Annotated in this window: 26 protein-coding genes; 16 read left to right on the top strand and 10 right to left on the bottom strand. The window is 37.8% G+C overall.

Annotated features, from left to right (window positions below):
- Positions 1 to 77: 77 nt before the first annotated feature.
- Positions 78 to 1,733 carry a sulfatase family protein gene (locus FVB32_RS04645; protein WP_222707946.1) on the bottom strand — a complete coding sequence of 552 codons (1,656 nt, stop codon included), beginning with the start codon at positions 1,731 to 1,733 and terminating at the stop codon, positions 78 to 80.
- Between the two features lie 172 nt (positions 1,734 to 1,905).
- On the opposite strand from FVB32_RS04645, the gene FVB32_RS04640 reads away from it, so the two are divergent.
- The 7 genes from FVB32_RS04640 (at position 1,906) to FVB32_RS04610 (ending at position 8,660) form a co-directional block, all read left to right on the top strand.
- Positions 1,906 to 3,375: a lipopolysaccharide biosynthesis protein gene (locus tag FVB32_RS04640; protein WP_147741641.1), complete on the top strand. Its 1,470-nt coding sequence runs from the start codon at positions 1,906 to 1,908 to the stop codon at positions 3,373 to 3,375.
- Positions 3,365 to 3,799, top strand: a complete 435-nt coding sequence (dut, locus tag FVB32_RS04635; RefSeq protein ID WP_147741639.1) for a dUTP diphosphatase — start codon at positions 3,365 to 3,367, stop codon at positions 3,797 to 3,799. Before FVB32_RS04640 ends, dut begins: the two co-directional genes overlap by 11 nt.
- 34 nt (positions 3,800 to 3,833) lie before the next feature.
- Positions 3,834 to 4,850: a sugar phosphate nucleotidyltransferase gene (locus FVB32_RS04630; RefSeq protein ID WP_147741637.1), complete on the top strand. Its 1,017-nt coding sequence runs from the start codon at positions 3,834 to 3,836 to the stop codon at positions 4,848 to 4,850.
- Positions 4,851 to 4,919: 69 nt separating this feature from the next.
- Positions 4,920 to 5,816: a tetratricopeptide repeat protein gene (locus tag FVB32_RS04625; RefSeq protein WP_187269497.1), complete on the top strand. Its 897-nt coding sequence runs from the start codon at positions 4,920 to 4,922 to the stop codon at positions 5,814 to 5,816.
- On the top strand, positions 5,816 to 6,595 hold the full coding sequence (locus FVB32_RS04620; protein ID WP_147741633.1) for a DUF4292 domain-containing protein: 780 nt from the start codon (positions 5,816 to 5,818) through the stop codon (positions 6,593 to 6,595). Before FVB32_RS04625 ends, FVB32_RS04620 begins: the two co-directional genes overlap by 1 nt.
- 1 nt (position 6,596) lies before the next feature.
- The gene (locus tag FVB32_RS04615) at positions 6,597 to 7,820 is read left to right on the top strand and encodes a murein hydrolase activator EnvC family protein (protein ID WP_147741631.1); all 1,224 of its coding nucleotides are present in this window, start codon (positions 6,597 to 6,599) and stop codon (positions 7,818 to 7,820) included.
- Between the two features lie 3 nt (positions 7,821 to 7,823).
- Positions 7,824 to 8,660, top strand: a complete 837-nt coding sequence (locus tag FVB32_RS04610) for an aldo/keto reductase (protein ID WP_147741629.1) — start codon at positions 7,824 to 7,826, stop codon at positions 8,658 to 8,660.
- A 3-nt stretch (positions 8,661 to 8,663) separates the two neighbouring features.
- Here the strand turns inward: FVB32_RS04610 and FVB32_RS04605 are convergent, their stop codons facing one another.
- A complete protein-coding gene (locus FVB32_RS04605; protein ID WP_147741627.1) occupies positions 8,664 to 9,176 on the bottom strand; it encodes an acyl-CoA thioesterase in 513 nt (170 codons plus the stop codon).
- Positions 9,177 to 9,237: 61 nt separating this feature from the next.
- On the bottom strand, positions 9,238 to 10,182 hold the full coding sequence (locus FVB32_RS04600) for an HU domain-containing protein (protein ID WP_147741625.1): 945 nt from the start codon (positions 10,180 to 10,182) through the stop codon (positions 9,238 to 9,240).
- Positions 10,183 to 10,286: 104 nt separating this feature from the next.
- On the opposite strand from FVB32_RS04600, the gene dprA reads away from it, so the two are divergent.
- The gene (dprA, locus tag FVB32_RS04595; protein WP_147741623.1) at positions 10,287 to 11,393 is read left to right on the top strand and encodes a DNA-processing protein DprA; all 1,107 of its coding nucleotides are present in this window, start codon (positions 10,287 to 10,289) and stop codon (positions 11,391 to 11,393) included.
- Here dprA and trpS read toward each other — a convergent pair.
- Both trpS and FVB32_RS04585 read right to left on the bottom strand, forming a co-directional pair.
- Entirely contained in the window at positions 11,390 to 12,358 is a 969-nt protein-coding gene (trpS, locus tag FVB32_RS04590) for a tryptophan--tRNA ligase (protein ID WP_147741622.1), read from the bottom strand. The two genes, dprA and trpS, sit on opposite strands and share 4 nt — an antisense overlap.
- Positions 12,359 to 12,443: 85 nt before the next feature.
- Complete coding sequence (locus FVB32_RS04585; RefSeq protein WP_147741620.1) at positions 12,444 to 12,686, bottom strand: GlsB/YeaQ/YmgE family stress response membrane protein; 243 nt, start codon at positions 12,684 to 12,686, stop codon at positions 12,444 to 12,446.
- Positions 12,687 to 12,742: 56 nt separating this feature from the next.
- Here FVB32_RS04585 and FVB32_RS04580 point away from each other — a divergent pair, with 56 nt between their 5' ends.
- On the top strand, positions 12,743 to 13,483 hold the full coding sequence (locus tag FVB32_RS04580; protein WP_147741618.1) for a lysophospholipid acyltransferase family protein: 741 nt from the start codon (positions 12,743 to 12,745) through the stop codon (positions 13,481 to 13,483).
- Between the two features lies 1 nt (position 13,484).
- Here FVB32_RS04580 and FVB32_RS04575 read toward each other — a convergent pair whose 3' ends face one another.
- The 5 genes from FVB32_RS04575 to recA form a co-directional block, all read right to left on the bottom strand.
- A complete protein-coding gene (locus tag FVB32_RS04575; RefSeq protein ID WP_147741615.1) occupies positions 13,485 to 15,341 on the bottom strand; it encodes a sensor histidine kinase in 1,857 nt (618 codons plus the stop codon).
- A 327-nt stretch (positions 15,342 to 15,668) separates the two neighbouring features.
- Positions 15,669 to 17,261 (bottom strand): outer membrane beta-barrel protein, encoded by a 1,593-nt coding sequence (locus FVB32_RS04570; RefSeq protein WP_147741613.1) that lies wholly within the window; start codon positions 17,259 to 17,261, stop codon positions 15,669 to 15,671.
- A gap of 10 nt (positions 17,262 to 17,271) precedes the next feature.
- Complete coding sequence (locus FVB32_RS04565; protein ID WP_147741611.1) at positions 17,272 to 17,802, bottom strand: RNA polymerase sigma factor; 531 nt, start codon at positions 17,800 to 17,802, stop codon at positions 17,272 to 17,274.
- Between the two features lie 28 nt (positions 17,803 to 17,830).
- Positions 17,831 to 18,265: a hypothetical protein gene (locus FVB32_RS04560; RefSeq protein ID WP_246139826.1), complete on the bottom strand. Its 435-nt coding sequence runs from the start codon at positions 18,263 to 18,265 to the stop codon at positions 17,831 to 17,833.
- A 96-nt stretch (positions 18,266 to 18,361) separates the two neighbouring features.
- On the bottom strand, positions 18,362 to 19,369 hold the full coding sequence (gene recA, locus FVB32_RS04555; protein WP_147741609.1) for a recombinase RecA: 1,008 nt from the start codon (positions 19,367 to 19,369) through the stop codon (positions 18,362 to 18,364).
- A gap of 106 nt (positions 19,370 to 19,475) precedes the next feature.
- Between recA and FVB32_RS04550 the strand changes: the two genes are divergently transcribed.
- From FVB32_RS04550 to FVB32_RS04520, 7 genes are all read left to right on the top strand, one after another.
- Positions 19,476 to 19,886, top strand: coding sequence for a hypothetical protein (locus FVB32_RS04550; RefSeq protein WP_147741607.1), 411 nt, complete (start codon positions 19,476 to 19,478; stop codon positions 19,884 to 19,886).
- Positions 19,887 to 20,125: 239 nt separating this feature from the next.
- Positions 20,126 to 21,157 carry an oxygen-dependent tRNA uridine(34) hydroxylase TrhO gene (gene trhO, locus FVB32_RS04545; RefSeq protein ID WP_147741605.1) on the top strand — a complete coding sequence of 344 codons (1,032 nt, stop codon included), beginning with the start codon at positions 20,126 to 20,128 and terminating at the stop codon, positions 21,155 to 21,157.
- A 100-nt stretch (positions 21,158 to 21,257) separates the two neighbouring features.
- Positions 21,258 to 22,415 (top strand): PSP1 domain-containing protein, encoded by a 1,158-nt coding sequence (locus FVB32_RS04540; protein ID WP_147741603.1) that lies wholly within the window; start codon positions 21,258 to 21,260, stop codon positions 22,413 to 22,415.
- On the top strand, positions 22,405 to 22,893 hold the full coding sequence (locus FVB32_RS04535) for a gliding motility lipoprotein GldH (RefSeq protein ID WP_147741601.1): 489 nt from the start codon (positions 22,405 to 22,407) through the stop codon (positions 22,891 to 22,893). The genes FVB32_RS04540 and FVB32_RS04535 overlap by 11 nt, the downstream gene beginning before the upstream one ends.
- A 5-nt stretch (positions 22,894 to 22,898) precedes the next feature.
- Positions 22,899 to 25,223, top strand: coding sequence for a penicillin-binding protein 1A (locus FVB32_RS04530; protein WP_147741599.1), 2,325 nt, complete (start codon positions 22,899 to 22,901; stop codon positions 25,221 to 25,223).
- Positions 25,224 to 25,325: 102 nt separating this feature from the next.
- Positions 25,326 to 26,027 carry a CoA transferase subunit A gene (locus FVB32_RS04525; protein ID WP_147741597.1) on the top strand — a complete coding sequence of 234 codons (702 nt, stop codon included), beginning with the start codon at positions 25,326 to 25,328 and terminating at the stop codon, positions 26,025 to 26,027.
- 2 nt (positions 26,028 to 26,029) lie between these two features.
- Positions 26,030 to 26,683: a CoA transferase subunit B gene (locus FVB32_RS04520; RefSeq protein WP_147741595.1), complete on the top strand. Its 654-nt coding sequence runs from the start codon at positions 26,030 to 26,032 to the stop codon at positions 26,681 to 26,683.
- Positions 26,684 to 26,761: the final 78 nt, after the last annotated feature.

Genomic DNA, 26,761 nt, shown 5'->3' with positions numbered 1-26,761 from the left:
AAATGAATTCAAAAAAGCCACTTCTTTAGAAGTGGCTTTTTGTTTTGTGTCAGTTCGAGTGAAAGTTAAGAACTGAACTACCCCTTTTTATTTAAAGGAGAATCAATATTATTTGCGTGATGAATATCGATGTACTGCTGATTCAATTCATCTGAATCCTTGTACTGTACACGCAGCTCTCCAAGCTTTATTTTAAGTTCCGCTACGATATCCGCATAGGCAGGGTCATCATATACATTGTTCATTTCCTGTGGATCTTTTTTACGATCATATAACTCCCATTCATCCACATCATAATAAAAATGAGCCAGTTTATAATCAATCGTCACTATTCCATAATGTCTTTTTACTTGATGTACGGCAGGATATTCATAATAATGGTAATACACGGCATCCCTTGTCCATTCACTGTTGTTGGACGTTAACAGCGGCATTAAACTCTCTCCTTGCATATCTTCTGGGGCTTCAATTTGGGCTGCTTCCAAAAAGGTCTGGGCAAAATCGAGGTTTTGAACCATCTCTTCACTGGTTATTCCTGGCTCAATTCTATTAGGCCAGCGAATCAACAAAGGAGTTTTAAAAGACTCATCATAAATAAAACGTTTATCAAACCACCCGTGTTCACCCAAATAAAAACCTTGATCGGATGTATAAACCACCATAGTGTTATCCGATAATTCGCTCTCATCCAAGTAGTCCAGCACTCGACCTACATTATCATCCACAGAAGAGATACAAGCCAAATAGTCTTGCATATAGCGTTGGTATTTCCATTGCATTTTTTCTTTGTCCGTCATGGATGGCCAATTTTCTTCAAAATCTGTATTGATTTCATCTAAAATAGGCTCGTACAATGCTTTTTGTTCTTCAGTTATCCTATTTACATAGGGATTCTCCCATCCACCAGGATACTCTTGTACATCTGGGGTCACATTCTTCATTCTAGTAATGGTCTCAGGGCGAATTTTGCTATCATGGCTATACATCATGTCGTACAGCAAGTTCATTTCGGCAGTTTTGGCGGCTGTACCTCTGTTTTTATAATCGTCAAATAATGAAGCCGGTTCAGGAAATGTTTTACTCAAAAATTCTTTAAACTTATCCGGTCGTGGCCACCAAGGCCTATGCGGTGCTTTGTGCAGGTACATCAACATAAAAGGTTTTAACGTATCCCTTTTTTTGTCCAACCAATCCAAAGTCAAGTCTGTAATCACATCGGTAACATAGCCTTCAATTCTGGTAGTGTCCCCATTTTTGGTAATAAAATCTGGGTTGATATAATTTCCTTGACCTGGTAAAATCATAAACTCATCCACTCCCTTGGGATTGTTACCAAAGTGAAGTTTTCCAAACATTGCGGTTTGATAGCCTGCTTCTTGAAAAATTTGTGGAAAGGTAACCTGAGTAGTATCAAAAGGCATTCTATTGTCCACCTTCCCATTAAGATGTGTGTGCTTTCCGGTCAAAATAGTGGCTCTTGACGGCGCACAGATGGAATTGGATACACAAGCATTGGTAAACACAATACCTTCTTTGCCAATACGATCAATGTTTGGGGTTTCAATTAAATGATCACTATAAGTGCTTATCGCCTGATAGGCATGATCATCGGACATGATAAAGATGATATTGGGTTTTTCGTGGACTATGGGGTCAGCTTTTTTCTTCTCAACACAGGATACTACTGCCAAGAGAAGTATGATGGCTGCCATTTGTTTTAAATAAGTTTTCATGGGTGGAATTGTTTACACTCAAAAGATATAAATTATTTACCTCAATCTAGTTCAAGAGCAGTTTTAGTTTGAAGTTGACAAAACACAAATTGAGGTTATAAGTCAATAAGTAAGGGCTTTTGCGTAACTTGCGCCTACCTTATTAAAAGCTTTCTTAAAGAACGGATTCCTATTGAACCCACTAAAAAGACTTTTTAAACAGACCTTTATTTATGGCTTGGCAACTGTTTTGCCACGGGTCATTTCGTTCTTTTTACTACCGCTATATACATCCGTTTTTGAAAATGCCTCTGGCTATGGGCAGTATATAAACATTTATGCTTGGATTGCCATTTTCAACGTCTTTTTGGCATACGGAATGGAAACCGCTTTTTTCCGTTTTTATCATAAAAGAGACGATAAGAAATCTGTTATATCTACCGCTTTAATTTCCTTATTGGCATCATCGCTATTATTTCTAGTGTTGGCACTAGTGGTAAAGGAAAGCTTGGCAAGCTTCACCAATATCAATGTTGATTATATAAAGTTCACCACCTACATTTTGGTTTTAGATGCATTGGTCATTATTCCCTTTGCGCTTTTAAGGGCTCAGGAAAAGCCCATGAAATATGCAATCCTAAAAACCGTCAATGTTGGCATTAACCTTGGATTCAATGTTTTTTTCTTGTTAATTCTGCCAAAAGCTGTTCAAGACACCGATGAAGGGTTTTTAAACTCAATATATAAAGAGGGTTGGGAGATTCAATATATTTTCATATCCAACATTATTGCAAGCGCTGTAACCCTAATATTGCTATTGCCTACATACTTTAAAGTTTCATATAAATTTGATTCCGCCTTATGGAAGCAAATGCTTAAATACTCAGGGCCTATTATGGTAGCGGGGATTGCATTTACCATAAACGAGGTTGTGGATAAGATTTTGTTGACGGAGTTATTACCACCAGAAACTGCTGCTTCCGAAGTTGGGAAATATGGTGCATGTTACAAATTGGCGCTATTCATGACCTTATTCGGAACAGCATTTAGAATGGGCGTAGAACCTTTTTTCTTTAGTCACGCGAAGACGGAAAAGCCGCAGAAAACCTATGCTCAAATCACCAATTATTTTGTGATACTAGGAAGCATTATACTCCTGGCCGTAGTGGTATTCATAGATGTTCTGGGAAAACTGCTAATCAGAAATGCTACCTATTGGGAAGCGTTGGATGTAGTGCCCATTATACTATTGGGAAGTCTGTGCTTAGGGATATATCACAATCTATCCGTTTGGTACAAGATTACGGATCAAACTAAATTTGGAGCCTATATTTCTTCTATTGGAGCATTGATTACCTTAATTCTAAACATTGCTTTTATTGAAAAAATAGGATATATGGCTTCGGCTTTGGCAACCTTGGCAGCATACGGCAGCATGATGCTATTATCTTATTATTTTGGCAGAAAGTACTATCCCGTTCCCTATAATATGCGAAAAATAATATTCTATTTATCCATCTCTATATTATTTTCTGCCTTGTCTTTTTATGCGTTTAATCGAAATTTAATAGCAGGAGGGGTCTTACTTTTGCTATTTTTGATGCTAGTTTACAAAATGGAAGGAGACAAGTTAAAGACCATATTTTTACAGCGTGAAAATTAAAATAATTAATACCTCAAATCATCAATTGCCCCACTATGAAACACTTGCCTCTGCAGGTATGGATTTAAGGGCAAATATTACCGAACCCATTACATTAAAGTCACTCGAAAGAGCTATTGTGCCTACAGGAATTTTTATAGAATTGCCTGTTGGTTACGAAGCGCAAGTAAGACCGCGAAGCGGGCTTGCCGCCAAAAAAGGCATTACCGTGCTAAATGCACCTGGTACTGTCGATGCAGATTACAGAGGTGAAGTGGGTGTTATTTTGGTAAACCTTTCCGCAGATGATTTTACCATTGAAAATGGTGAGCGTATTGCCCAAATGGTCATCGCCAAACATGAACGAGCAGAATGGACCGAAGTAGATTCTCTTTCTGAAACGGATCGAGGTGCTGGCGGTTTTGGAAGTACCGGAACACAATAAATCTAAACACTAACTACGTTATACTTATAGACACATGAAAATTATTGTACCCATGGCGGGAAGAGGTTCCCGATTAAGACCACATACATTAACAATTCCAAAACCATTAATCCCGGTTGCGGGAAAGCCTATCGTGCACCGTTTGGTGAGCGATATTGCCAAAGTATTGGGAGAACAAATAGAAGAAGTGGCTTTTATTTTGGGAGACCCGGCGTTTTTTGGAGATGATGTTGTGGACAGCCTTATGAAATTGGCAGAGAGTCTGGGCGCAAAAGGATCCATCTATAGACAAGATGAACCATTGGGAACTGGTCACGCTATTATGAGTGCAAAAGAGTCCTTAAGCGGTCCTGCGGTTGTCGCTTATGCAGATACTTTGATTCGTGCTGATTTTGATTTGGATAAATCTGCTGACAGTGTTATTTGGGTAAAACAAGTTGAGCGTCCAGAGGCATTTGGAGTGGTAAAGTTGAATGAGCAAAATGAGATTGTAGAGTTGGTTGAAAAACCCCAGGAATTTGTTTCGGACCTAGCAGTAATCGGTATTTATTACTTTAAAGATATAGGGGTTCTTAAAAATGAATTGCAATACGTTTTGGATAATGATATCCTGAATGGCGGGGAATACCAAATCAATGATGGAATCAAACGAATGATGGAAAAGGGCATGAAATTTGTCCCTGGAAAAGTAGATGAGTGGATGGATTGCGGAAACAAAAATGTGACCGTAGAAACAAATCAACGAATGCTCGGCTTTTTAGAAAAAGATGGCGAGGGATTAATTGCAAGCTCTGTTGAAAAAGAGAATGCAAATATTATTGAGCCTTCCTTTATAGGAGAAAATGTGGTTCTTAAAAATGCTACAGTTGGTCCTTATGTATCTGTTGGAGCGGGAACTATAATTGAAAACTCAACCGTTAAAAATAGCTTAATTCAAAGTAAAAGCATTATCAAAAATGCTAATTTGGATAACGCCATGATTGGCAACCATGTGGTTTTTGATGGAAATTTTGAGACCATAAGCATTGGAGATTATTCTGTTATGGAATAACCTTCAAAATTGTTTTGATTAGAACCTAAATGCTAAGATGAATTGAAAAGACTGGTAAGTACATATCTAATGATCTGTTTTTTTTCTTTTTGGACATATGCCCAAGAAGAAGAGCAAAGTGCTGAGGTTTTTTTGGAAGAATATACAGATGAGTTTCAAGAAAGCTTTTTTGAAGCGTTGAAGCAAAAAGGAATTCAAAACTATGATAGGGCCATAGATTTGTTTTTGGAATGCAAAAAAATGAATTCCTCAAATAGTGTAATTGATTACGAATTGGCAAAAGCCTATTTTTTAGACAAACAGTACATTCAAGCGCAGGAGTTCGCTATTGAAGCGTTGAACGCAAAACCAATGGATTTTTGGTATTTGGAAACCCTATTGCGTGTTTTGGAAAAACAAGGAAACACCATTAGTGTAATACAGCAGCAAATTCCTTTTTCTAACAATAAATTGCAAGAGAATCTGGCCGTTTTCTATTTCAAAAAAAGAAAATACGAGGATGCATTAAAGGTTTTAAAAGGACTGGGGAATTCAAAATTCGCCACCGATTTAACATTAAAAATTAATGATTCCATACAGCGCATAAATGAAAAATTAAGTGCTACTACCATAGTTAAGAACACAAAAAAGACAGTAGAGAATAAGGATAATCCAATTGCGCAATACCAATCACAAATAGAAGAATTGCTGCTAAAAGAAGATTATAAGAACATGGAAGTAGTTTCAAAAGAGGCTCTGGATTCTTACCCGCTTCAACCTTATTTTCACTTTGCTTATGGAACGGCACTCAATAGAACTTCAAAATCCACTAAAGCAGTGGAAGTTTTAGAAAGCGCTATTGATTACTTATTCGATGATACTTCTTTGGCAAATAAAATTTACGCAGAGCTATCAAAAGCATATACCGCTATTGGCAATACATCCAAAGCAAATGAATATTTGAACAAAATAAAAACAGGCTTGTAATGCGGTTATTTCAATTTCAAATACAATATAGTCTTTTGCTTTTAGCTACGATTATTTTAAGCTCATGTAAAAGTACTAAGGCTGTTACTGGGGGTGAAGCAGATTCAGGAATTTCAACAAAGCGTATTATAGAAAACCATTATGCCAACCAGGTCGATTTTAAGACGTTGAGTGGCAGGGTGAAAATTGATTATTCGGACGGGAAAAAAAATCAAGGGGTAAATGTGAGCCTGAGAATGGAAAAGAACAAGGTAATCTGGATCAGTGCCCCACTTGGGGTGGTGAAAGCACATATTACACCAAAAAAGGTGTCTTTTTATAACAAACTGCAAGGAGAATATTTTGATGGAGATTTTAGTTATTTAAGTGACCTTTTGGGCACAGAACTTGATTTTGACAAAGTGCAAAATCTGCTGTTAGGTAATGCAGTATTTGATTTGAGAAAAGACAAGTACACCTCGGCTATCAATCAGGGAGATTATCAATTAAAGCCAAAAAGAGCAAGAGAGTTATTTAAAATATTATTTCAATTAGAGCCGCGAAATTTTAAAATATCTTCCCAAGAAGTTTCACAACCGGAGGAAGATAGGCGACTACAAGCAAAATATACCTATCAAGATATTTCAGGCAAGATACTTCCAAATGAAATTCAGATTGTTGCAGCAGAAGATAAAGATAAGACTGTAATTGATTTAAGTTTTAAGAACTTGGAATTGAATAGGTCTTTGAATTTTCCCTACAAAGTTCCAAAAGGGTTTGATGAAATTATATTAAAGTAATATGATAAATAGAGTTTCATATTATACTGTTGGTCTGATTTTTACTTTTTTAATTTCGGTTTCAACCTATGGTCAAACTAGTGAACAAAAAGCACTAGAGGCCAAAAGAGAACGATTGCAGCAAGAAATCAAGGAAATCAACAGATTGCTTTTTGCAGAGAAGAAAGAAAAGGGGACTGTCCTGGATCAGATGGAAGCGTTGGACAAAAGAATAAATGTGCGACAAGAGCTTATTAGAGTTACCAACCAGCAATCCAATTTACTTAATAGGCAGATTAATGTTAATATTAGAAGTATTAGTAAGCTTAGAGAAGATCTTAAAATTCTAAGGGAAGATTATGCCAATCTTATTCAAAAATCGTATCAGAATAGGACACAAAGCAATCGTCTAATGTTTCTTTTATCCTCAGAGAATTTTTATCAAGCTTTTAAAAGACTCCAATACATGGAGCAATATGCAAAGCATAGAAAGAAACAAGGTGAGGACATCATTACGAAAACAGATGAACTTGCGGCCTTGAACAAAGGGCTGGTAGTTCAGCGTAAAACTAAGGAGCAGTTGCTGGCTGAAAATAAAAAAGTAAAGAATGAGCTTTTTAATGAGATTGAATCGCAAAAAAACCTCTTAAGGAGCATTCGACAAAATGAAACGAAATACACTGCAGCTATTGCCAAAAAGCGGAAGGAAGCGCGCAAAATAGATAGAGAAATAGAACGACTTATAAAGAGCGCAATTGCAAGCACTAACAAAAAAGCAGGGAAATCTGGCAGAACTACATTCGTACTTACCCCTGAAGCCAAATTGGTAGCCAACAATTTTTCCGCCAATAAGGGAAAATTAATTTGGCCTGTAGAGAAGGGAATCAAAAGTCAAGGATATGGTGTGTACAACGATAAACTTTATCCTGGAATAAAACATAGGAACAATGGGGTTACCATAGCAACCGATGAGGGAAGTAAGGCAAGGGCAATTTTTGAAGGAGAAGTCATTGCCATTTTAACCGTTCCCGGAGGTAGTCGAGGAGTTCAGATAAAGCATGGAAATTATATAAGCACCTATTATAATTTGTCCAACGTATACGTGAAAAAAGGAGATAAAGTTACTGTAAAAGAGGTGCTTGGCGATATTTATACCAGTCGGTTTGATGGTACTACAAAATTGAAGTTTTATCTTTATCAAGATTCCAATCGATTGAATCCTGAGGATTGGATATATCAATTATAAGACATGAGAACAATTACAGATTTACACGGAACGTTTGAGTTGAACAACGGTGTTCTAATGCCCTATTTTGGTTTAGGGGTTTATCTATCAAAAGACGGAGATGAGGTTGTAAATGCCGTTAAGGATGCTTTAAATCATGGGTACAGACATATTGATACAGCTTCAATTTATAAGAATGAAAATGGTGTAGGCCAAGGGATCAAACAAAGTAGTGTTGATCGAAAAGATATTTTTGTTGTAAGCAAGGTTTGGAATGATGATCAAGGATATGATGCTACATTAAAAGCCTTTGATGATAGTTTGGAACGATTGGAGATGGATTATTTAGACCTCTATTTAATCCACTGGCCTAAGGGAAGTAAATCTAAAGATACCTGGAGGGCGATGGAACGTTTGTATAACGAAAAACGGGTTCGCGCTATTGGAGTGAGCAATTTTATGCAACACCACTTAGAAGATTTATTGACGGAAGCAGAAATAACACCAATGGTCAACCAAATGGAATTTCATCCGTATTTGGTACAGCAAGATTTAATCGATTTTTGTCATAAAAAAGGAATTCAGTACGAAGCATGGTCCCCTATGATGCAAGGGAACATTTTTGATATTCCACTTTTAAGAGATGTAGCAAAAAAATACAACAAGACTGTTGCCCAGATTGTTTTACGCTGGGACCTTCAAAAAGGTGTGGTTACCATCCCAAAATCCTCAAAAAAAGAACGCATTATCTCAAATGCTACTATTTTTGATTTTGAACTTTCCAAAGAAGATGTTCAATTACTTGATGGACTGGATAGAGGCAAAAGATTTGGACCAGACCCAGATAATTTTGATTTTTAAGTCTTAAGAAGTAAATAAGGCTTTCAATTCGGTAGCATCTGAAGGCTTCATTTTTCCTGCCAAGACCAAACTAAGCTGTTTTCTGCGAAGCGCGGCAGCAAAACGTTCCTTTTCCAAATCCGTTTGGGGATCTAGTTGTGGAACTTCAGTGGGGACTCCAGTATCGTCAACCGCAACAAAGGTGTAAATAGCCTCATTTGCTTTGGCGCGTTCCCCTGTAAAACGGTCTTCCATCCAAACATCAATAAATATTTCCATAGAACTTTTAAAAGCTCTTGAAACGGCAGCTTCTACAGTTACCACACTTCCTAAAGGGACAGAACGGTTAAATGCAACGTGGTTTACGGCCGCAGTGACGGTAATTCTTCTGCTGTGCCGTCTAGCCGCTATACTGGCAGCCCTATCCATACGAGCTAAAAGTTCCCCTCCAAAAAGATTGTTCAAAGGATTAGTTTCACTTGGCAATACCATATCGGTCATTACAGTTCGTGATTCACTCGGTGTTTTTGTGCGCATAGCCTTTTAATTTTTGCGCAAAGATATTGAAGTGTGGAATATGGTTTTAAAGAAACAAGGATTATTTCTCAGATAACATCCAAGCATCTGCAGACTCTGTTCTTTTAATCTTTCTTAAAAAGGAAAGGGCTTCTTTGGGGTTTTCAAAGCTATCATACGCCACTTGATGCAACCCAAACTTGTTCGCGCCTAAATAAAATGCATTAAAGCCTTTATTTTTGAGCATGCGCACCTTCTTTTCAGCGTTTTTTTCAATTCTGAAAGCACCGGCAATGATATGATGTTTTCCGAGTTGCTTTTTATTGACCTTGATGTTAATTGCGGGAAATTCCAATGGAGCACTTTCAAAGAAAGTGGCTTCTTGAATAAGCCGGGAAACTTGTTTTTGTGCATCTTGCTGTGCAGCAACTTGTTTTTCTTGAATACCATCATAGGCACTATAAGAAGTAGAACCCAGGGAAACAGCTAGAAGAATTACGGCAGCATATTTTAACCACGGTCTAAAAGAAGATTGCTCTCTTTTTTCTGGAGTGATTATAAATGGAATCTTTTCCTCCAATTCTTCAACTTCCTCTTTTAATACTTCGCGCTGAATAGGTGTTGCAGCAAAAGTGGAAAGACCAAAAGAAGAGGTTAGGTAATTGATTTTATTTTCAGGTTGAAACTGAATTCTTTGCTCCCTGTTCAACCACAACTTACCAACACCAAAAAGCTCAATGTTTTCTCCACGCTGTAGTTTTTTGTTCCAAGTTTCCGCTACATTTTCAACTTCTTGCAACAATTCTTCATAACCAAGACGCTTTTCTTTTGCAATATGCGATACTAGCAGACCATCATTTTTGGATAATTGCGAGTTAAAGGAAACGGTCTTGGAAGGTGGAATTAAAGTATTGGTCTGGTTATCAAGCTCCGCAGATTTCCCATGTGCCAAAAAGGCTCCAAATCCTGGGATAACAACACAATTATAATTGTATAATAATTCTTCTATGTAGGACTCAATCTGCATTGTCACAAATATTGCAAAAAAACGAAGAGAACGAAATAGAGGCTATCACTTTTTATTAACATTTGAAATTCTGTATTTTGTGAACAACTTAACCACTTATATAAATGACTGAGGATGAAATTCTTGCCGCACTTCGGTTGCAGAAAATTCCAAATATTGGTGATGTAACGGCTAAAAAACTGATTTCCCATTGTGGTAGCCCAAAAGCAGTTTTTGAAGACAAAGTGCAAAGCCTATTAAAGATTGAGGGAGTTGGGCAAACAATATTAAAAGGACTCCATGACACAATTCATCTAGAAGAAGCGGAAGCAGAGTATGTTTTTCTTTTAAAAGAGAAGGTGGCTTTCACTTACTTTATGGATGAAGATTACCCAAAGTATCTTCAGCACTGCATAGATGGGCCCATATTGCTTTTTCAAAGCGGTAATATTGATTTGAAGAACAAAAAAATCATTAGTGTAGTAGGCACTAGGAATATCACTAGCTACGGAAATGCATTTTGTGAAGCATTTATTGAAGAGATTTTGCCCCTAGACCCCATTATTGTAAGCGGTTTTGCTTATGGAGTGGATATCACAATCCAGAAAGCAGCTAACGAAAAGGGGTTACAAACCATTGGTTGTTTGGCACATGGATTAAATCAAGTGTATCCAAAACCACATAAAAAATATGTTTCTCCAATAGAAAAGAATGGTGGGTTTTTAACTGAGTTTTGGAGTACGAGCAATCCGGACCGGGAGAATTTTTTAAAACGAAACCGAATTATTGCAGGAATGAGTGAGGCTACGATTGTAATTGAATCGGCCGAAAAAGGAGGAAGTTTGGTTACTGCTGATATTGCAAATGGATACAATCGTGAAGTATTCGCCGTTCCAGGAAGGTCCACAGATAAGTTTAGCAAAGGGTGCAATGATCTTATCAAACGCCAAAAGGCCCATATATTGACTTCGGCTGCAGAATTGGTTTATCTATTGGGGTGGGAATTGGAAGAAAAAGAGAAAAAAACTGCCGTTCAAAAACAGTTGTTTGTAGAATTGGATGAAACAGAAAGGATTATCTATTCCTACTTGCAAATGAACGGAAAACAGTTGCTTGATACTGTCGCCCTAGAGTGCAACCTGCCCATTTTTAAAACAGCGTCCACACTTTTTAATTTGGAAATGAAAGGTGTAGTTCGGCCGTTACCTGGTAAACTGTTTGAGGCGATTTAATACCCCAACTTACCTCTCACCCGATCCAAAACACCATCAGCCACCTTTTTGGCTTTTTCTGCTCCAAAGTTCAAAGCTTCATCCACTTCATTTAAGTGGTTCATGTAATACTCAAATTTTTCGCGGGGCTCTTCAAACCTGTTCAAGATAACCTCATATAGTGCTTGCTTTGCATGACCATACCCATAATTTCCTGCTAGGTAATTAGCACTCATTTCTTCTATTTGCTCTGGGGATGCCAGTATTTTATATAAGGCAAAGACATTGTCCTTAGCCGGATCTTTTGGGTCTTCCATCGGGGTGCTATCCGTAACAATGCCCATAAGCTGCTTTCGTAATTTTTTATCTGGCTGGAACAGATTAATGGTATTTCCTTTGCTTTTGCTCATTTTTTCGCCATCCGTACCAGGAACATACATGGTTTCCTTTTGCACTTTGGCTTCAGGGATTACAAAAGTTTCCCCTAATTGGTGATGAAATCTAGAAGCGACATCCCTTGTCATTTCCAAATGTTGCAGTTGATCTTTGCCTACCGGAACAATATGTGCATCATACAATAAAATATCGGCTGCCATGAGCATAGGGTAGGTAAATAGCCCAGAGTTTACATCTTCCAATCGATCCGCCTTGTCCTTAAAAGAATGTGCCAAGGTTAGGCGTTGATACGGGTAAAAACAACTAAGATACCATGCCAATTCCGTTACTTGGGGAACATCACTTTGTCTGTAAAAAACAGTCTTTTCAATATCCAGGCCAAAAGCTAGCCAAGTAGCTGCGGTGGCATAGGTGTTGTTTCTTAATTCTTCCCCATTCTTTATCTGGGTGAGGGAATGCATATCAGCGATAAAAAGAAAAGACTCGTTTTTGGGATTTTGCGCCATTTGAATCGCCGGGATTATTGCCCCCAATATGTTTCCCAAATGTGGAGTTCCTGTACTTTGAATTCCGGTTAAAATTCTGGACATACCTAATTTTTAAGGCGTAAATGTAACAATCCACATGGGATAAAAAAAGCGGCATAAGCCGCTATTGGGAAAAGAATGCCAAAACCTATTTTTTAAACAGTCCTGCAACAAAAAGGATTACCACTGCTCCAATAACTCCAGTAATAACATCACCGACAATTCCAGAACCAATATGAACTCCTAGTGTTCCAAAGAGCCAGTTGCCCACAACACCTCCCACAATACCCAGAATAATATTCAATAGGGTTCCAAATCCACCACCCTTCATAATTTTACCAGCAAGCCACCCTGCAAGAGCTCCAATTAACAACGCATAAAGTAGTCCCATATAATTGATTTTTAGATTGTTTACATAAAGATATTCAAAAATTCTACTTTTGGGTCGTGTTTGCAATCTTCAAAAACATAGGACATGTCTTGTATAGAATTTGGTTTTACATCCTTGTAACACTTCCTATATTCATTTTCTTTCCCTTTTTGTTGGCTACGACTTTCTCTGAAAAAACCTATCCGCAGTTTTTTTGGTTAGCCAGAAATTTATGGGCTAAAACCATATTATATGGTATGGGGTGCTTTCCAAAAATAGTTAGGGACCAACATATGGAAAAAGGAAAAAGCTATATGTTAATTGCAAACCACACCAGTATGTTGGACATAATGTTGATGCTCATGGTGAGTAAGAATCCGTTTGTGTTTGTGGGCAAAAAAGAACTTGTAAAAATTCCTGTTTTTGGATTTTTTTACAAGCGTGTCTGTATAATGGTGGATAGAGATAATATTAGAAGTAGAACAGGAGTATACAGAAGAGCACAGCGAAGATTAGATCAAGGGTTAAGTATTTGTATTTTTCCTGAAGGAGGAGTGCCAGAAGAGCATATTGCGCTCGATGCATTTAAAGATGGAGCCTTTAAAATGGCTATTGCACATAAAATTCCAGTTGTGCCCATAACTTTTTACGATAACAAAAAACGATTCCCGTTTACATTTTTAAACGGTGCGCCTGGCAGGATTAGGGCACGGGTACATCAATTTTTTGAAACTGGTATTTTGGCAGAGGAGGATAAATCCACTCTTAGAGAGGAGGTAAGGGAAGTGATTTTTAAGGAACTAAGTGAGAAGCTTTGATTTATATAGGTATGTTGATGATCACTTTTGTACCTAAAGGGTTGTTATCCTGATCAAACTTGTCTACAATTTGAAGGCTTTCGGGGTTTTTGCCCAGTGATTCCAATCGTTGCCTGGTTACCTCTAGCCCCCTAGATTTCTTTTCTCTCTGATAAATATGCAATCTTTGGGTAGCAACTTTTCTGCCCACACCAGTATCATCAACTTCACAGATCATTATGTTATCACCTTTTTTAAAATTGATGTTCAATTCTTTAATCCCATACTTTTTTGGTAGCAGGCCATGAATAATGGCATTCTCTACAAAGGGCTGTAAGATCATAAAAGGAATTTCAACATCATTTGCATCCAAGTTTTTGTCAACATGTATTTTATAGGTGAAAGCATTATCAAAACGAAGTGACTCAAGCTCTAGATAATCCTGAATCATTTTAATCTCTTCGGTAAGCATGGCATTGGTTTCCATGGAGCTTTCCAAGATGTTGCGGGTTAATCGGCTAAACTTGGATAAATATTTTAGTGTCTTTACCTTATTGTTCCTAGAGACCAAATGCTGGATTGAGCTTAACGAATTAAAGATGAAATGAGGATTTATTTGGGCTCGCAAGGCTTTGGTTTTGTTCATAAAAGCATCTTGCTGAAGTTGGAAGTTCTCTACCAATTCTAAATGAACCTTGTAGTTTAATCCAAATGCAAATATTACCATTTCAATAGAACAACCAACTATCAAATAAACAAGGCTGTCAAGGAAAAGGCCATCTTCGGGTTCCGCAAAATAGATGCGTGCTATAGGGGCGATACAATATGCCAATGTAGCAAGAGCAACAAAATATGCCAGGGGTCCTTTGCCTATAAAAAGCAGATAAATAAGGCCCAAAATGGCCAAAACACATAATACTTGAAAAGCATACATTAAAACATAAATGAAACCAGTGATGTTATTTGTTCCATAAATAATGAATATGAGAATAATAGTAATAACATTAAGCCAAGCAACAGCTTGGGCTATTAAGTGAATAATGGGATAGTCCTTTTTGGAGCGCAAATAATTGACAAAAAAGAATACGTAGGCCAAATTGGCCAGAATCATAAAACTTTGGGATATCCAATGGGTCAAATGATTGTTGTCAAAGAAATATTGATAAATTCCAAATTTATTGCCAGTCACATAAATAAATGTGACGATGATGTAAATGGAATAATACAAGAATTCTGGTTTTCTCAACATAAAAAAGAAAGAAAGTGTGGAAAACCACATAATAAAACAAAGCCCTGCAAAAAAGTAATAGGGAACCTCTTTGGAGAAATCGCTGGAGGTCATATAAGAATCGGGAGCAAGATTATAGTAGGTAAAATGCCAGTTCTTAATATCCTCATTAAAAGTTACGCGCCTTACCTTAAGGATCAGATATCGATTTTTAATTAAATCCTCCGCTTTAAGGTTTAAAAACGAATAATAGTAGGACGTGCTTATTTTTTGGATAATGTTATTCTTGTTAAACTGCCCTATACTTTTTTTAGCTATGACACTATCTTTTTGATAGAATAAGTCACCATAATCAAAGGTGTTCAATTTTAGATATGCTGCAGAATCCAGTTTTATAGCATCTAACAAGGGGCCAAAATCCAATTGTATCCAAAAAACCTCATCTGCGTTTGTTTTTTCTATAAAATCATTTGGTTTCTGAAAAACATTAGGGGAATCTAAAATATGTTGTATGGTAAAACCATCTCCTTGAGCCTTGAAAACTTTGAATGCAATTTCTTTCCCAATACTGTTGGACGTGTTACTGGCAAACCCCGGAACACTTAAGTGCAAGGATGTGAGAAGTAGTATGTTCCTTAGAAGTTTATGCATTGGTTAAATAAGATTGGGGAACCTTTAAGTTATTCTAAACAGAATTAAGTTTTCCAAATTTATACTGTCTTCATAAAAAAACATTTATGACATTAAATTTAGCCAAATAGTTTTAAGGGTAGCTTTAAGAATAATTTACTAAGCTGCTTTTTGAAGAAAACCTTCCTATAATTTGGAATAAATTAGGCTATTTTAACGAAAGTTTACCTCAAATAAACACGAGTTTGATGACCTCAAAGTATTGACCAAAAAAAGCACCCCGATAAACACGAGGCGCTTAATTGATTGCCTAAAGGAGCAACCTTCCTAACCAACATCTTTATATAACTAGAACTTAAAAGTAACACCACTATAAACTCCCACAGAAAAGGGTCTAAATGGACCGGCTGTTTCCGAAAAAGTATTTAGCTGATATTTAAAAACAGGTTCTAAATTTAATTGCGCTTTTGGGGAGAATTTATAATTAAGACCAATCCCCACATTGGTGCTAAAGTTTACCGAGTTTGCATTATTGGCTTCTCCTACCTCTGTTACCAATCCCTCCGACTCTAGCAAAACCGAATTATCCACAAGAAAAAGTGAGCTCACTCCTCCAATAAGGTTGACACCAAACTTATTATCAATTAAAGCATAATTGAGCTCGACAGGCACTTCAATATAACCCAGCTGTTGTACCATTTTGCCATCTAAAGCAGGGCTTTCGCTCGCTGCAACCTCAAACAAAGCATCATTGGCAGCGGTTGGAGCGTTATTTTTACTTTGTAACACCAAATTTCTAGAGGTTTGGCTGTAACTAATATTATCTATCAACTCATTCGTGGAACCTTCAAGAGAAGATGAGAATATCACTTCATTGGTATCATATCCAAAGTCGACTCTGTGGACACCTGAACGGACTTTAAGTTTTTTGCTCAAGTTATATGCAACGGTAAGACCATAACTTAGGTTGATATTCCCTGATTTGGAATTGGAGGCAAAATTAGAATGGATTGGCGAACCTTCTCCTGTGGCATTAAAATACACCGGGGCCACGGAAGGACCTACAGACCATTTTTCTTGAGAATTTTCTGCAACCGCGTCTTCTTGCTGTTCATTAATTACTTCAAAAATAGATCGTTTTTCAAGCTCTTCGCTCTTTTCTTCATTTTGAGCTACGGCTTCTTCTGTGACGGTATTTTCAGGAACTTTTTCTTTTTGTAAAACCGAATTTTTGTTCTCCTCAGAGGGTAAAATCTTGTTTTTGGTTTCTTCTTCTAAAGTTGCAACAGCAATAGCTTCATTTTTTTCTGAAAGTTTCAATGCCTCGGACTCAGTAACTTCCGTGGGACTCTTGTTGTCCAATGTATTGTTAACAACGACAGCATTCCGATTGGAATTTTTATTGATATTTAACTGCTCATCTTCTTTTGAACCGTTTTGATTTTGAATTCTGTTTTGCACCGCTTTCCCTTGCCCATCAGAACTAGAAGTCAAAAGCTGCTGGTCAATCTTGATGCTTTTATTTTCAGTGGAAGTATTTTGGGAATCATTTTCTGTGATGGCTTCTGTGCTTTCCAAAGTAGAACTGCCATTGTCACTAGAAGATTTGGTCAATTGCTGGGTCTCATCTATAGTTGTAGGCAAGTTTAACCCATCTGATTCTTGCTCAATACTATCTTTTTGAGTGGATATCTTATTGTTTTCGGTTTCAGTAATAATTTCACCATCATTATTTTGGTTACCAAACGGATTGATAACGTAAAATAGAACTGCCAATAGTGCTGCAACCCCTCCCAGGCGCCACCAAATTGGAATAACTCTTTTCTTTTGCTTCTTTTTGTCCAAAGAAGTTTCAATGGATTGCCAGACTTTTTCGTCTGGAACCTCATGAAAGTCCTTAAAGGTGTCTTTGAACAATTGCTCTAAATTCTTTTTCCCCATTCTTAAATCATTAAGCAATGTTTATATTTTCCTTTTCAATCTTTTCCCTCAAAATCATTTTGGCCCTAGCCAAATTGGATTTAGAAGTTCCGGTGGATGTCCCCAACATCTCACTTATTTCCTTATGGCTATAGCCGTCCAAAACATATAGATTAAACGTTAATCTATATTTGTTTGGCAATTCTTGAATATATCCCAATAGTGTGGACAGACTTACATCTGTTTGTTCTGTGTCCACTTCCGTTTCTTCCCCATGATTTTCCGAAACTACATTGAGATATTGTTCTTTTCTGTACTTCTGAAGTACTGTGTTTACCGTAATTCTTTTGATCCAACCTTCAAAAGAACCATTAAACTTATACTGATCAATTTTGCTGAAAATGGTCATGAAACTATCATGCAAATTGTCTTCAGCTTCAGTTTTGTTCCTAGAATACTTAAGGCACATACTGAAAAGAATACCGGAATATTTCCGGTATAATTCAGCTTGCGCCTGTCTTTTTCCCTTTTTACAGTTATGTATTAATTCTTCAAGATCCAAATGTTGGTTATTTTGGATTATTGATTATCTAGTTCGTTGGCACTACTGGAATAGTATACTCCAGATATACCGCATCTTCATTTGCATCGGTTCCTGCGTAAAATCTAAAATTATATTCTCCAGTGAAAATCACATTGAACTTTAAAATGGCTACGACCTCTTCAACTGCCTGTGTACAGGCGGTGTCACCATCTGAAAGCACGGAGCCTATTACCACAATATCCCGATCTGTTTCCCCTGTTTTTGCTACGTCAAACCCTTCAAAAAAAGTACAGCCATCAGGTCTTAAATAAGTAACCTCAATATCGTATGTCTGATTTAGTTCAAAGGATTCGGGGACATTAGCCTCAACTACAGAAAGTGTGGTAAAATGAAAGTTTGGGGCGTCATCATTTAAATCACAGGAACTGGACAATAAGCCTACCCCCAAAAGGATAAATAGCGCAATTACCTTTTTCATCATTAAAATTCTTTTAACTCCTAGATGAACGGTATATATAAGGGTTGCGTAAGATTTTCACAACCTATGCCTAAATAAGCATAAAAATTAGGCCATAATTTAGGCGTTCACTGCTGAAATAGCCTCTCTTATTTTGGATTCCAATTCTTCTGCCAATTCTGGATTGTCCGCCAATAGGGCCTTTACAGCATCTCTACCTTGGCCAAGTTTTGTATCACCATAGCTAAACCAAGAACCGCTCTTCTTTACAATTTCATAAGCTACTCCCAAATCAAGGATTTCCCCAATTTTAGAGATGCCTTCACCATACATAATGTCAAATTCCGCCGTTTTAAATGGTGGTGCAACCTTGTTTTTTACCACCTTAACCCGGGTTTTGTTGCCCAGAACCGCTCCATCCGTGTCTTTTATTTGGGTTGATCGCCTAATATCCAAACGTACTGAGGCATAGAATTTAAGTGCGTTTCCACCAGTAGTTGTTTCTGGATTTCCGAACATTACACCAATTTTTTCCCGTAATTGGTTAATAAAAACAACCGTACAATTGGTCTTGCTAATGGTAGAGGTCAATTTTCGTAAGGCCTGTGACATTAAACGGGCATGAAGTCCCATTTTAGAATCTCCCATTTCTCCTTCAATCTCACTTTTTGGCGTAAGGGCAGCAACAGAATCAATAATCACAATATCAATGGCACCAGATCTAATAAGATTATCAGTTATCTCCAAGGCTTGTTCTCCATGATCAGGCTGAGATATGATAAGGTTGTCAATATCCACACCCAAGTTTTTGGCATAAAAACGATCAAATGCGTGTTCAGCATCAATAAAAGCGGCAATGCCACCATTTTTTTGAGCTTCTGCAATGGCATGCAACGTTAAGGTAGTTTTACCAGAAGATTCTGGACCATAAATTTCGATGACCCTACCTCTGGGGTAACCACTTACGCCCAAAGCAATATCCAGCCCTAAGGATCCCGAAGGGATAACTTCAACATCTTCAACTACACTGTCCCCCATTTTCATTACGGCACCTTTTCCATAGGTTTTGTCCAATTTGTCCAGGGTAAGTTTTAAGGCTTTTAATTTTGCTTCTTTTTCGTTGCTCATGGTTCTCTATAATTAGGAAGGCTAAATTACCATTTCTTTCAACATACGGCAAAAGGCACGCAACCTTTTTGAAAGAAGAAAATCTTCTTGTTAAAAACACCAATCAATGAACAGATACATCATGATTTTTCTGCTTGCGGTTTTAGTTTCTTGTGCAAAAGATCAAGATGATTCCGTTGATTCTAATGCATTGTTAGTAAATGCTGAAGAAAGTTGTGCTGAAAAAAACTTGACTATCATTAAGGAAAAAATAGAATCGTATATCAGTGACGACTCAATTATCAAGGATTACCTTTTTGTTTTTAAAGCAAACTATCAGGGAAACACGGTATTTGTTTTTGGGAATTGTTGCCCTTTTTGTAACTCTCTCCCTCCAGAGGTCCTTGATTGTTCTGGTAAATTTTTAGGATATATTGATTATGCAAATAGTCTAGAAAAAGAGAGCATTGCAAGTGAAGAGGTAACGGATAGAATTGCTGTTTGGCCAGAAACACAAAACTGCGGAATTGGTAATTAATACAGGTAACGCAACCTTATGCAAAAAACCGTATCTACGAATTACTAACTCTAGTATTTATAGTGGCGAATTCTAATTCGCAGCCACACCGCAAAAGGGAAATTTGTGCTATGAAAAAATTATGTGGTTAAAAGGGACTCCTAATTTTAGGAGTCCCTTTTCTTTTTTTGACATGTGGATTTTTTACCTTTGTAACCACTTTTAAAAAGACAATTCTTTAACTTAAATATTAGTATAGCATGCAACTGTACAATACCTTAAGTGCAAAGGAAAGAGAGAAACTTATAGAAGAGGCCGGCAAGGATCGGTTGACTATCTCTTTCTACCAATATGCACACATTGGAAACCCTAAAATTTTTAGAAACCATCTCTTTATTCATTGGAACGAGTTAGACGTACTCGGAAGAATTTACGTAGCCAACGAGGGAATTAATGCACAACTTTCAGTGCCGGCAGAAAACTTTGAGGCATTCAAAAAACATTTGGACAGCATTTCTTTTTTAGAGAATGTTCGTCTAAATATTGCTATAGAACAAGATAATAAATCGTTCTTAAAATTGAAGGTTAAAGTACGGCATAAAATTGTTGCAGATGGTTTGAATGATGACACTTTTGACGTGACCAATAAAGGAATTCATGTGGGGGCGGAAAAATTCAATGAACTTATTGAAGATCCCGAAACGGTATTGGTGGATATGCGAAATCATTATGAAAGCGAAATAGGCCATTTTAAAAATGCTGTTACACCAGATGTAGATACATTTAGGGATTCCCTTGATATTATTGAAAACAATCTAGCGGAACACAAAGAAGATAAGAAATTGGTGATGTACTGCACGGGAGGTATTCGGTGCGAAAAAGCCAGTGCGTATTATAAGCATAAAGGGTTTAAAAATGTGTACCAATTGGAAGGAGGTATTATTGAATATGCCAGACAGGTAAAAGACCGAAATCTTGAAAACAAGTTTTTGGGCAAGAATTTTGTTTTTGACCATAGAAGAGGAGAACGCATATCTGAAGATGTTATCTCCAATTGCCACCAATGTGGAAAACCATGCGACACCCATGTGAACTGCGCAAATGAAGCTTGCCACTTGCTTTTTATACAATGTAAAGAATGTGCAGAGGCCATGGATGATTGTTGTTCTTTGGAATGTAAGGAAACACATGCGTTGCCATATGAAGAGCAAAAAAGCCTTCGCAAGGGTAAAAAAGCAAGCAACAAAATTTTTAAAAAGGGCCGTTCTGAAGTATTAAAGTATAAAAAGTAGCATTTCTCATCTGCGACAATTTGTGCTATATTTACAACTAGTTATTTATGAACCCTTTTTAAGGAAATGCAAGTCATTTCTTTAAATCAAGATACAAAATATGGGATGTAGCAGTTGTTCAACCGGCAAGGATGGACAACCGCGTGGTTGCAAGAACAATGGTACTTGCGGCTCTGATGGTTGTAACAAGCTAACCGTTTTCGATTGGCTTTCCAATATGTCGCTACCCAACGGTCAAAAACCTTTTGATTGTGTTGAGGTACGTTTCAAGAATAGTAGAAAAGAATTTTTTAGAAATGCGGACAATCTCCCTTTGGCCATTGGAGATGTGGTAGCCACTCAGGCAAAATCTGGCCATGATGTTGGCATTGTAACGCTTACCGGAGAATTGGTGAAAGTGCAAATGAAAAGAAAAAAGGTTGCACCGGATGACAATGAAATACCTAAAATTTATAGGAAAGCTTCCCAAAGAGACATAGACATTTGGCAGAAGTGTAGAAATAAGGAACCCGAAATTCAAAAACGATCAAGGGAGATTGCTATTTCGCTCAAACTGCAAATGAAACTTAGTGATGTTGAGTTTCAAGGGGATGGCTCTAAAGCTACATTTTATTACACTGCCGAAGACCGAGTAGATTTCAGACAATTAATAAAGGACATGGCCAAAGCTTTTGGCATCCGAATTGAAATGCGTCAAATTGGATACCGTCAAGAAGCACAGCGTCTAGGGGGCATTGGTTCTTGTGGAAGGGAATTGTGCTGTTCCACATGGTTAACAGACTTCAGGTCTGTAAGCACAGCTTCCGCCAGGTATCAACAATTGGCCTTAAACCCACAAAAGTTGGCAGGCCAATGTGGAAAGCTTAAATGCTGTCTCAATTATGAGTTGGACATGTATTTGGAAGCACTAAAAGACTTTCCATCACAAGACAGTAAGTTAATGACCCAAAAGGGTATTGCCTTCTGCCAAAAAGCTGATATTTTTAAACAAACTCTTTGGTTTTCGTATAAGGATGATCCAGCTACTTGGCACGCATTGGATAAAGACCAGGTTATAGAAATTCTGGAGATGAACAAGAAGAATGAAAAAATTGCAAGCCTGGAAGAATATGCACAGGACAATGTAAGCGAAGAAAAAATGGTTTTTGAAAATGTAGTTGGCCAAGACAGTCTTACTCGTTTTGATCGCCCAAAGAAGAAGCGAAATAATAAAAAAAGAAGAAAAAATAAACCAAAAGCTTCCCCCAATGCACAATAAATTCCTCATTGCCTTGGTTTTCTCTTTATGTTTAGTTTCGTGCAACAATAATTTGGTGTATTCTGAGTATGAAGCCATAGAAAGTGGAAAATGGGAAATGGACAAATCAGTTTACTTTGAATTTTCCGAAATGGACTCCGTCCAAGATTACAATATGTTCATCAACATTAGGAATGATAACACCTTTCAGTTCAGCAATCTTTTTCTGATTACGGAATTGGAATATCCCAATGGCAAAACATTTAAGGACACTTTGGAGTACAAAATGGCGGAACCCTCTGGAGCATGGTTGGGCAAAGGACTGGGGAGCATAAAAGAAAACAAGCTTTGGTTTCAGGAGAACATCGTTTTTCCAGATTCTGGCGTATATAAACTAAACATTGCCCACGCCATGCGCAAAAATGGCGATGTAAATGGCATCTATGCCTTAGAAGGCATTACAGATGTCGGTTTGGAAATTGAAAAAAGCACGCAATAAAAACAATGGCAAAAGCTAAGCAAAAGAAGCAAAGAAGCTTCTTTCCCTACATTAAATGGTTTTGGATTCTCTTCGGATCTGGTATTCTTTTAGTCTTATTGGTTTTTCTCTTGGCATCGTGGGGAGTATTTGGTGAAATGCCCACTTTTGAGCGTTTAGAAAATCCGCAGACCAATCTTGCAACAGAATTTATTTCTTCAGATGGAGAGACTTTAGGAAAGCTGTACTTGGATGACAACAGAACACCAGTTGCGTATGAAGAGCTTCCCAAGAATTTGGTAAATGCCCTTATCGCTACAGAAGACGCTAGATATTATGACCATGCTGGTATAGATGCTAGGGGAACTATTAGAGCCTTTGCTTATCTGGGAAAAAAGGGAGGAGCAAGTACCATTTCCCAGCAGTTGGCAAGACAGCTATTTGTAGGAATTCGTGCTAAAGACTGGACCAAATACACGCAAAAAATAAAAGAGTGGGTTATTGCCACTCGTTTAGAGCGCAATTATACCAAAGAAGAGATTGTAGCCATGTATTTAAACATCTACGATTTTGGTTATGCCGCAGATGGAATACGATCCGCCGCTCGGATTTATTTTGGGAAGGAACCTGCAGAGCTAAGAGTAGAGGAATCTGCGGTTTTGGTGGGAATGCTAAAAAACTCTTCACTATACAACCCTATTAGAAGAGAAGAACTGGTCTTGAACCGCAGAAATACGGTTTTGGGGCAAATGGCCAAATATGAATATATCACAGAGCAAGAAAAGGATTCCCTTCAAGCACTGAGAATGAATATCAATTTTAATCCCGAATCTCACAGAGAAGGGTTGGCCACTTATTTTAGAATGTACTTGCAACGGTTTTTAAAGAATTGGGTGAATGAGAACCCTAAACCGGATGGTGAGAAATACAATATTTATTTGGATGGACTAAAAGTGTTTACAACCGTGGACTCTCGAATGCAAAAGAACGCAGAGGATGCAGTTCAAGCACATATGAAAAACCTGCAAACGGAATTTTTTCATCAAAATACACCCGACAGAAATCGTACAGCTCCTTTTCTAGATTTGACCAGGGGAGCTATAGACACCATTATGAATAGTGCCATGAAGCGCTCAGACAGATGGAGAAGCATGGCAAGAGCTGGGAAATCTGAAAAAGAAATAAAAGACTCATTCGAAGAGAAAACAGAAATGACCGTTTTTGATTGGAATAGCGATTCCTTTGAAAAGGATACTATAATGACCCCGCGGGATTCCATCAGATACTATAAAACCTTTTTAAGAACGGCCATGATGTCCATGGAACCGCAAACCGGACATGTGAAAGCATGGGTAGGAGGTGTGGATTATAAACACTTTCAATACGACAATGTAATTCAGGGAGCAAGACAGGCAGGATCTACATTTAAGCCATTTGTATATGCAGCGGCCATTGACCAACTAAGATATTCTCCCTGTGATTCGCTTCCGGACAACCAATATTGTATTGAGCCCCTAAAGCATGGAAACATGGAGGCGTGGTGTCCTAAAAACTCAGATGGAAAATACTCAGGTAAAAATTTAACCCTTAAACATGCGTTGGCCAATTCAGTAAATACGGTCACCGCACAGTTAATAGACAAGGTAGGGCCAAGATCAGTAGTGAGTATTGCAACAGATATGGGGCTTGACAGAGAGATTCCTGAAGTACCTTCTATTGCTCTAGGAACCCATGATTTTAGTGTATATGAAATGGTAGGCGCATATGGAACCTTTGCTAATCAAGGAGTTTATGTGAAGCCAGTAATGGTCACAAGAATAGAAGATAAAAATGGGACGGTATTGTACGAATATGTTCCAAAAACCAAAGATGTACTAAGCAAAGATGTGGCTTATGCCATGGTAAATCTAATGGAAGGAGTTACCCAATATGGTTCGGGCGGAAGACTAAGACATTCCTTTGCAAAAAACCAGACGGTGTATAAAGAAATTATTACCGGATATCCATACGAATTAACCAATCCAATTGCAGGGAAAACGGGTACTACGCAAAACCAAAGTGATGGTTGGTTTATGGGGATGGTGCCTAATTTGGTAACCGGCGTATGGGTAGGCGGAGATGATAGAGCGATTCACTTTAATCGTCTTGCATATGGACAAGGTGCTTCAATGGCCTTACCTATTTGGGCCCTTTATATGAAGAAAAATTACGAAAATGAAGAATTGGGAGTTTCGCAAGAGGCTTTTGAAAAACCGGAAAATATGTCTATCAATGTGGACTGCACTAAGGTGTTGAAAGAACTGCAAGATGATTTGGATACCGAAGATGATTTAGAAGACGTAGGCTTTTAACCTTCTTTGGAAATCTGTAAAAAACTTTGCCCTGAGCCATTTATGTCTTGGGGCTTTTTTATTTATATCGTAATTTCAAACCATTAGAAAATAAGAGAGCAGATGATTAAAAAAACAGTTCCAAATGTGGAGGACGCATTAAAAGGCGTAGCTAGCGGAATGACATTTATGCTGGGGGGATTTGGGTTATGCGGTATTCCAGAAAATGCAATAGCAGAATTGGTAAAGTTGGGGATTAAGGACATTACTTGTATATCCAATAATGCCGGGGTCGATGACTTTGGATTGGGATTGCTTTTACAACAACATCAGATAAAGAAAATGATCTCGTCCTATGTGGGTGAAAATGATGAGTTTGAACGGCAAATGTTAAGTGGAGAACTTGAAGTGGAACTAACACCACAAGGTACTTTGGCCGAAAAGTGTAGAGCGGCCCAAGCCGGATTTCCAGCTTTTTATACGCCTGCTGGTTATGGAACCGAGGTAGCTGAGGGAAAGGAAACTAGAGAATTTGATGGAAAAATGTATGTGTTAGAGCCCGCTTATAAGGCCGATTTTTCATTTGTGAAGGCATGGAAAGGGGATGAAGCAGGCAATCTAATTTTTAAAGGCACAGCCCGAAATTTTAACCCTTGTATGTGTGGTGCGGCAACAGTAACTGTGGCTGAGGTAGAAGAATTATTGCCGGCAGGCAGTCTAGATCCAAATGAAATTCATGTACCAGGAATATTTGTACAGCGCATTTTTCAGGGAACTCATTACGAAAAAAGAATAGAACAAAGAACCGTTAGGCAAAAAGCGTAGATATGTTGGATAAAAACGGAATCGCAAAACGAATTGCAAAAGAAGTTAAAGATGGCTATTACGTGAATTTAGGAATTGGTATTCCTACTTTGGTGGCCAACTTTGTTAGAGAAGATATAAGTGTAGAATTTCAGAGCGAAAATGGCGTGCTTGGCATGGGCCCCTTTCCCTTTGAGGGAGAAGAAGATGCAGATATCATAAATGCAGGAAAACAGACTATTACTACGCTTCCCGGCGCCTCTTTTTTTGATTCCGCTATGAGTTTTGGAATGATTCGCGGAAAGCACGTAGATCTTACCATTTTAGGGGCAATGGAAGTTGCAGAAAACGGAGACATCGCCAATTGGAAAATTCCTGGAAAAATGGTAAAAGGAATGGGAGGAGCTATGGACTTAGTGGCTTCTGCAGAAAATATTATTGTTGCCATGATGCATACCAATAAGGCGGGGCAGTCCAAACTGTTAAAAAAATGCTCTTTGCCACTTACAGGTGTTGGCTGTGTGAAGAAAATAGTGACCAATCTTGCTGTCATGGAAGTTACCTCAGATGGGTTTAAACTGCTGGAAAGAGCCCCAGGAGTTTCTGTAGAGACTATTGTGGCTGCAACAGAAGGGAAATTGGTTGTGGAAGGAGAAGTGCCTGAGATGGCATCTTAAATACCAATCAGTTTGTTCACCACAATAAATTAGCGTTACACAACAAACTTTTTAATTGGGAATTAGGTTTCCGTATTT

This window comes from Flagellimonas hymeniacidonis, from assembly GCF_008040165.1.
Taxonomy (GTDB): Bacteria; Bacteroidota; Bacteroidia; order Flavobacteriales; family Flavobacteriaceae; genus Flagellimonas; species Flagellimonas hymeniacidonis.
The sequence above is the reverse complement of the archived record's forward strand: the minus strand, read 5'-3'. Positions and strand labels throughout refer to the sequence as shown.

What these genes read in the sequence shown, in the direction of transcription:
- FVB32_RS04645 (WP_222707946.1), bottom strand. Translation starts at nt 1,733, where the DNA reads ATGAAAACTTATTTAAAACAAATGGCAGCCATCATACTTCTCTTGGCA.
- FVB32_RS04630 (WP_147741637.1), top strand. Translation starts at nt 3,834, where the DNA reads ATGAAAATTATTGTACCCATGGCGGGAAGAGGTTCCCGATTAAGACCA.
- FVB32_RS04625 (WP_187269497.1), top strand. Translation starts at nt 4,920, where the DNA reads ATGATCTGTTTTTTTTCTTTTTGGACATATGCCCAAGAAGAAGAGCAA.
- FVB32_RS04620 (WP_147741633.1), top strand. Translation starts at nt 5,816, where the DNA reads ATGCGGTTATTTCAATTTCAAATACAATATAGTCTTTTGCTTTTAGCT.
- FVB32_RS04615 (WP_147741631.1), top strand. Translation starts at nt 6,597, where the DNA reads ATGATAAATAGAGTTTCATATTATACTGTTGGTCTGATTTTTACTTTT.
- FVB32_RS04610 (WP_147741629.1), top strand. Translation starts at nt 7,824, where the DNA reads ATGAGAACAATTACAGATTTACACGGAACGTTTGAGTTGAACAACGGT.
- FVB32_RS04605 (WP_147741627.1), bottom strand. Translation starts at nt 9,176, where the DNA reads ATGCGCACAAAAACACCGAGTGAATCACGAACTGTAATGACCGATATG.
- FVB32_RS04600 (WP_147741625.1), bottom strand. Translation starts at nt 10,182, where the DNA reads ATGCAGATTGAGTCCTACATAGAAGAATTATTATACAATTATAATTGT.
- dprA (WP_147741623.1), top strand. Translation starts at nt 10,287, where the DNA reads ATGACTGAGGATGAAATTCTTGCCGCACTTCGGTTGCAGAAAATTCCA.
- trpS (WP_147741622.1), bottom strand. Translation starts at nt 12,358, where the DNA reads ATGTCCAGAATTTTAACCGGAATTCAAAGTACAGGAACTCCACATTTG.
- FVB32_RS04585 (WP_147741620.1), bottom strand. Translation starts at nt 12,686, where the DNA reads ATGGGACTACTTTATGCGTTGTTAATTGGAGCTCTTGCAGGGTGGCTT.
- FVB32_RS04575 (WP_147741615.1), bottom strand. Translation starts at nt 15,341, where the DNA reads ATGCATAAACTTCTAAGGAACATACTACTTCTCACATCCTTGCACTTA.
- FVB32_RS04570 (WP_147741613.1), bottom strand. Translation starts at nt 17,261, where the DNA reads ATGGGGAAAAAGAATTTAGAGCAATTGTTCAAAGACACCTTTAAGGAC.
- FVB32_RS04560 (WP_246139826.1), bottom strand. Translation starts at nt 18,265, where the DNA reads ATGATGAAAAAGGTAATTGCGCTATTTATCCTTTTGGGGGTAGGCTTA.
- recA (WP_147741609.1), bottom strand. Translation starts at nt 19,369, where the DNA reads ATGAGCAACGAAAAAGAAGCAAAATTAAAAGCCTTAAAACTTACCCTG.
- FVB32_RS04550 (WP_147741607.1), top strand. Translation starts at nt 19,476, where the DNA reads ATGAACAGATACATCATGATTTTTCTGCTTGCGGTTTTAGTTTCTTGT.
- trhO (WP_147741605.1), top strand. Translation starts at nt 20,126, where the DNA reads ATGCAACTGTACAATACCTTAAGTGCAAAGGAAAGAGAGAAACTTATA.
- FVB32_RS04540 (WP_147741603.1), top strand. Translation starts at nt 21,258, where the DNA reads ATGGGATGTAGCAGTTGTTCAACCGGCAAGGATGGACAACCGCGTGGT.
- FVB32_RS04535 (WP_147741601.1), top strand. Translation starts at nt 22,405, where the DNA reads ATGCACAATAAATTCCTCATTGCCTTGGTTTTCTCTTTATGTTTAGTT.
- FVB32_RS04530 (WP_147741599.1), top strand. Translation starts at nt 22,899, where the DNA reads ATGGCAAAAGCTAAGCAAAAGAAGCAAAGAAGCTTCTTTCCCTACATT.
- FVB32_RS04525 (WP_147741597.1), top strand. Translation starts at nt 25,326, where the DNA reads ATGATTAAAAAAACAGTTCCAAATGTGGAGGACGCATTAAAAGGCGTA.
- FVB32_RS04520 (WP_147741595.1), top strand. Translation starts at nt 26,030, where the DNA reads ATGTTGGATAAAAACGGAATCGCAAAACGAATTGCAAAAGAAGTTAAA.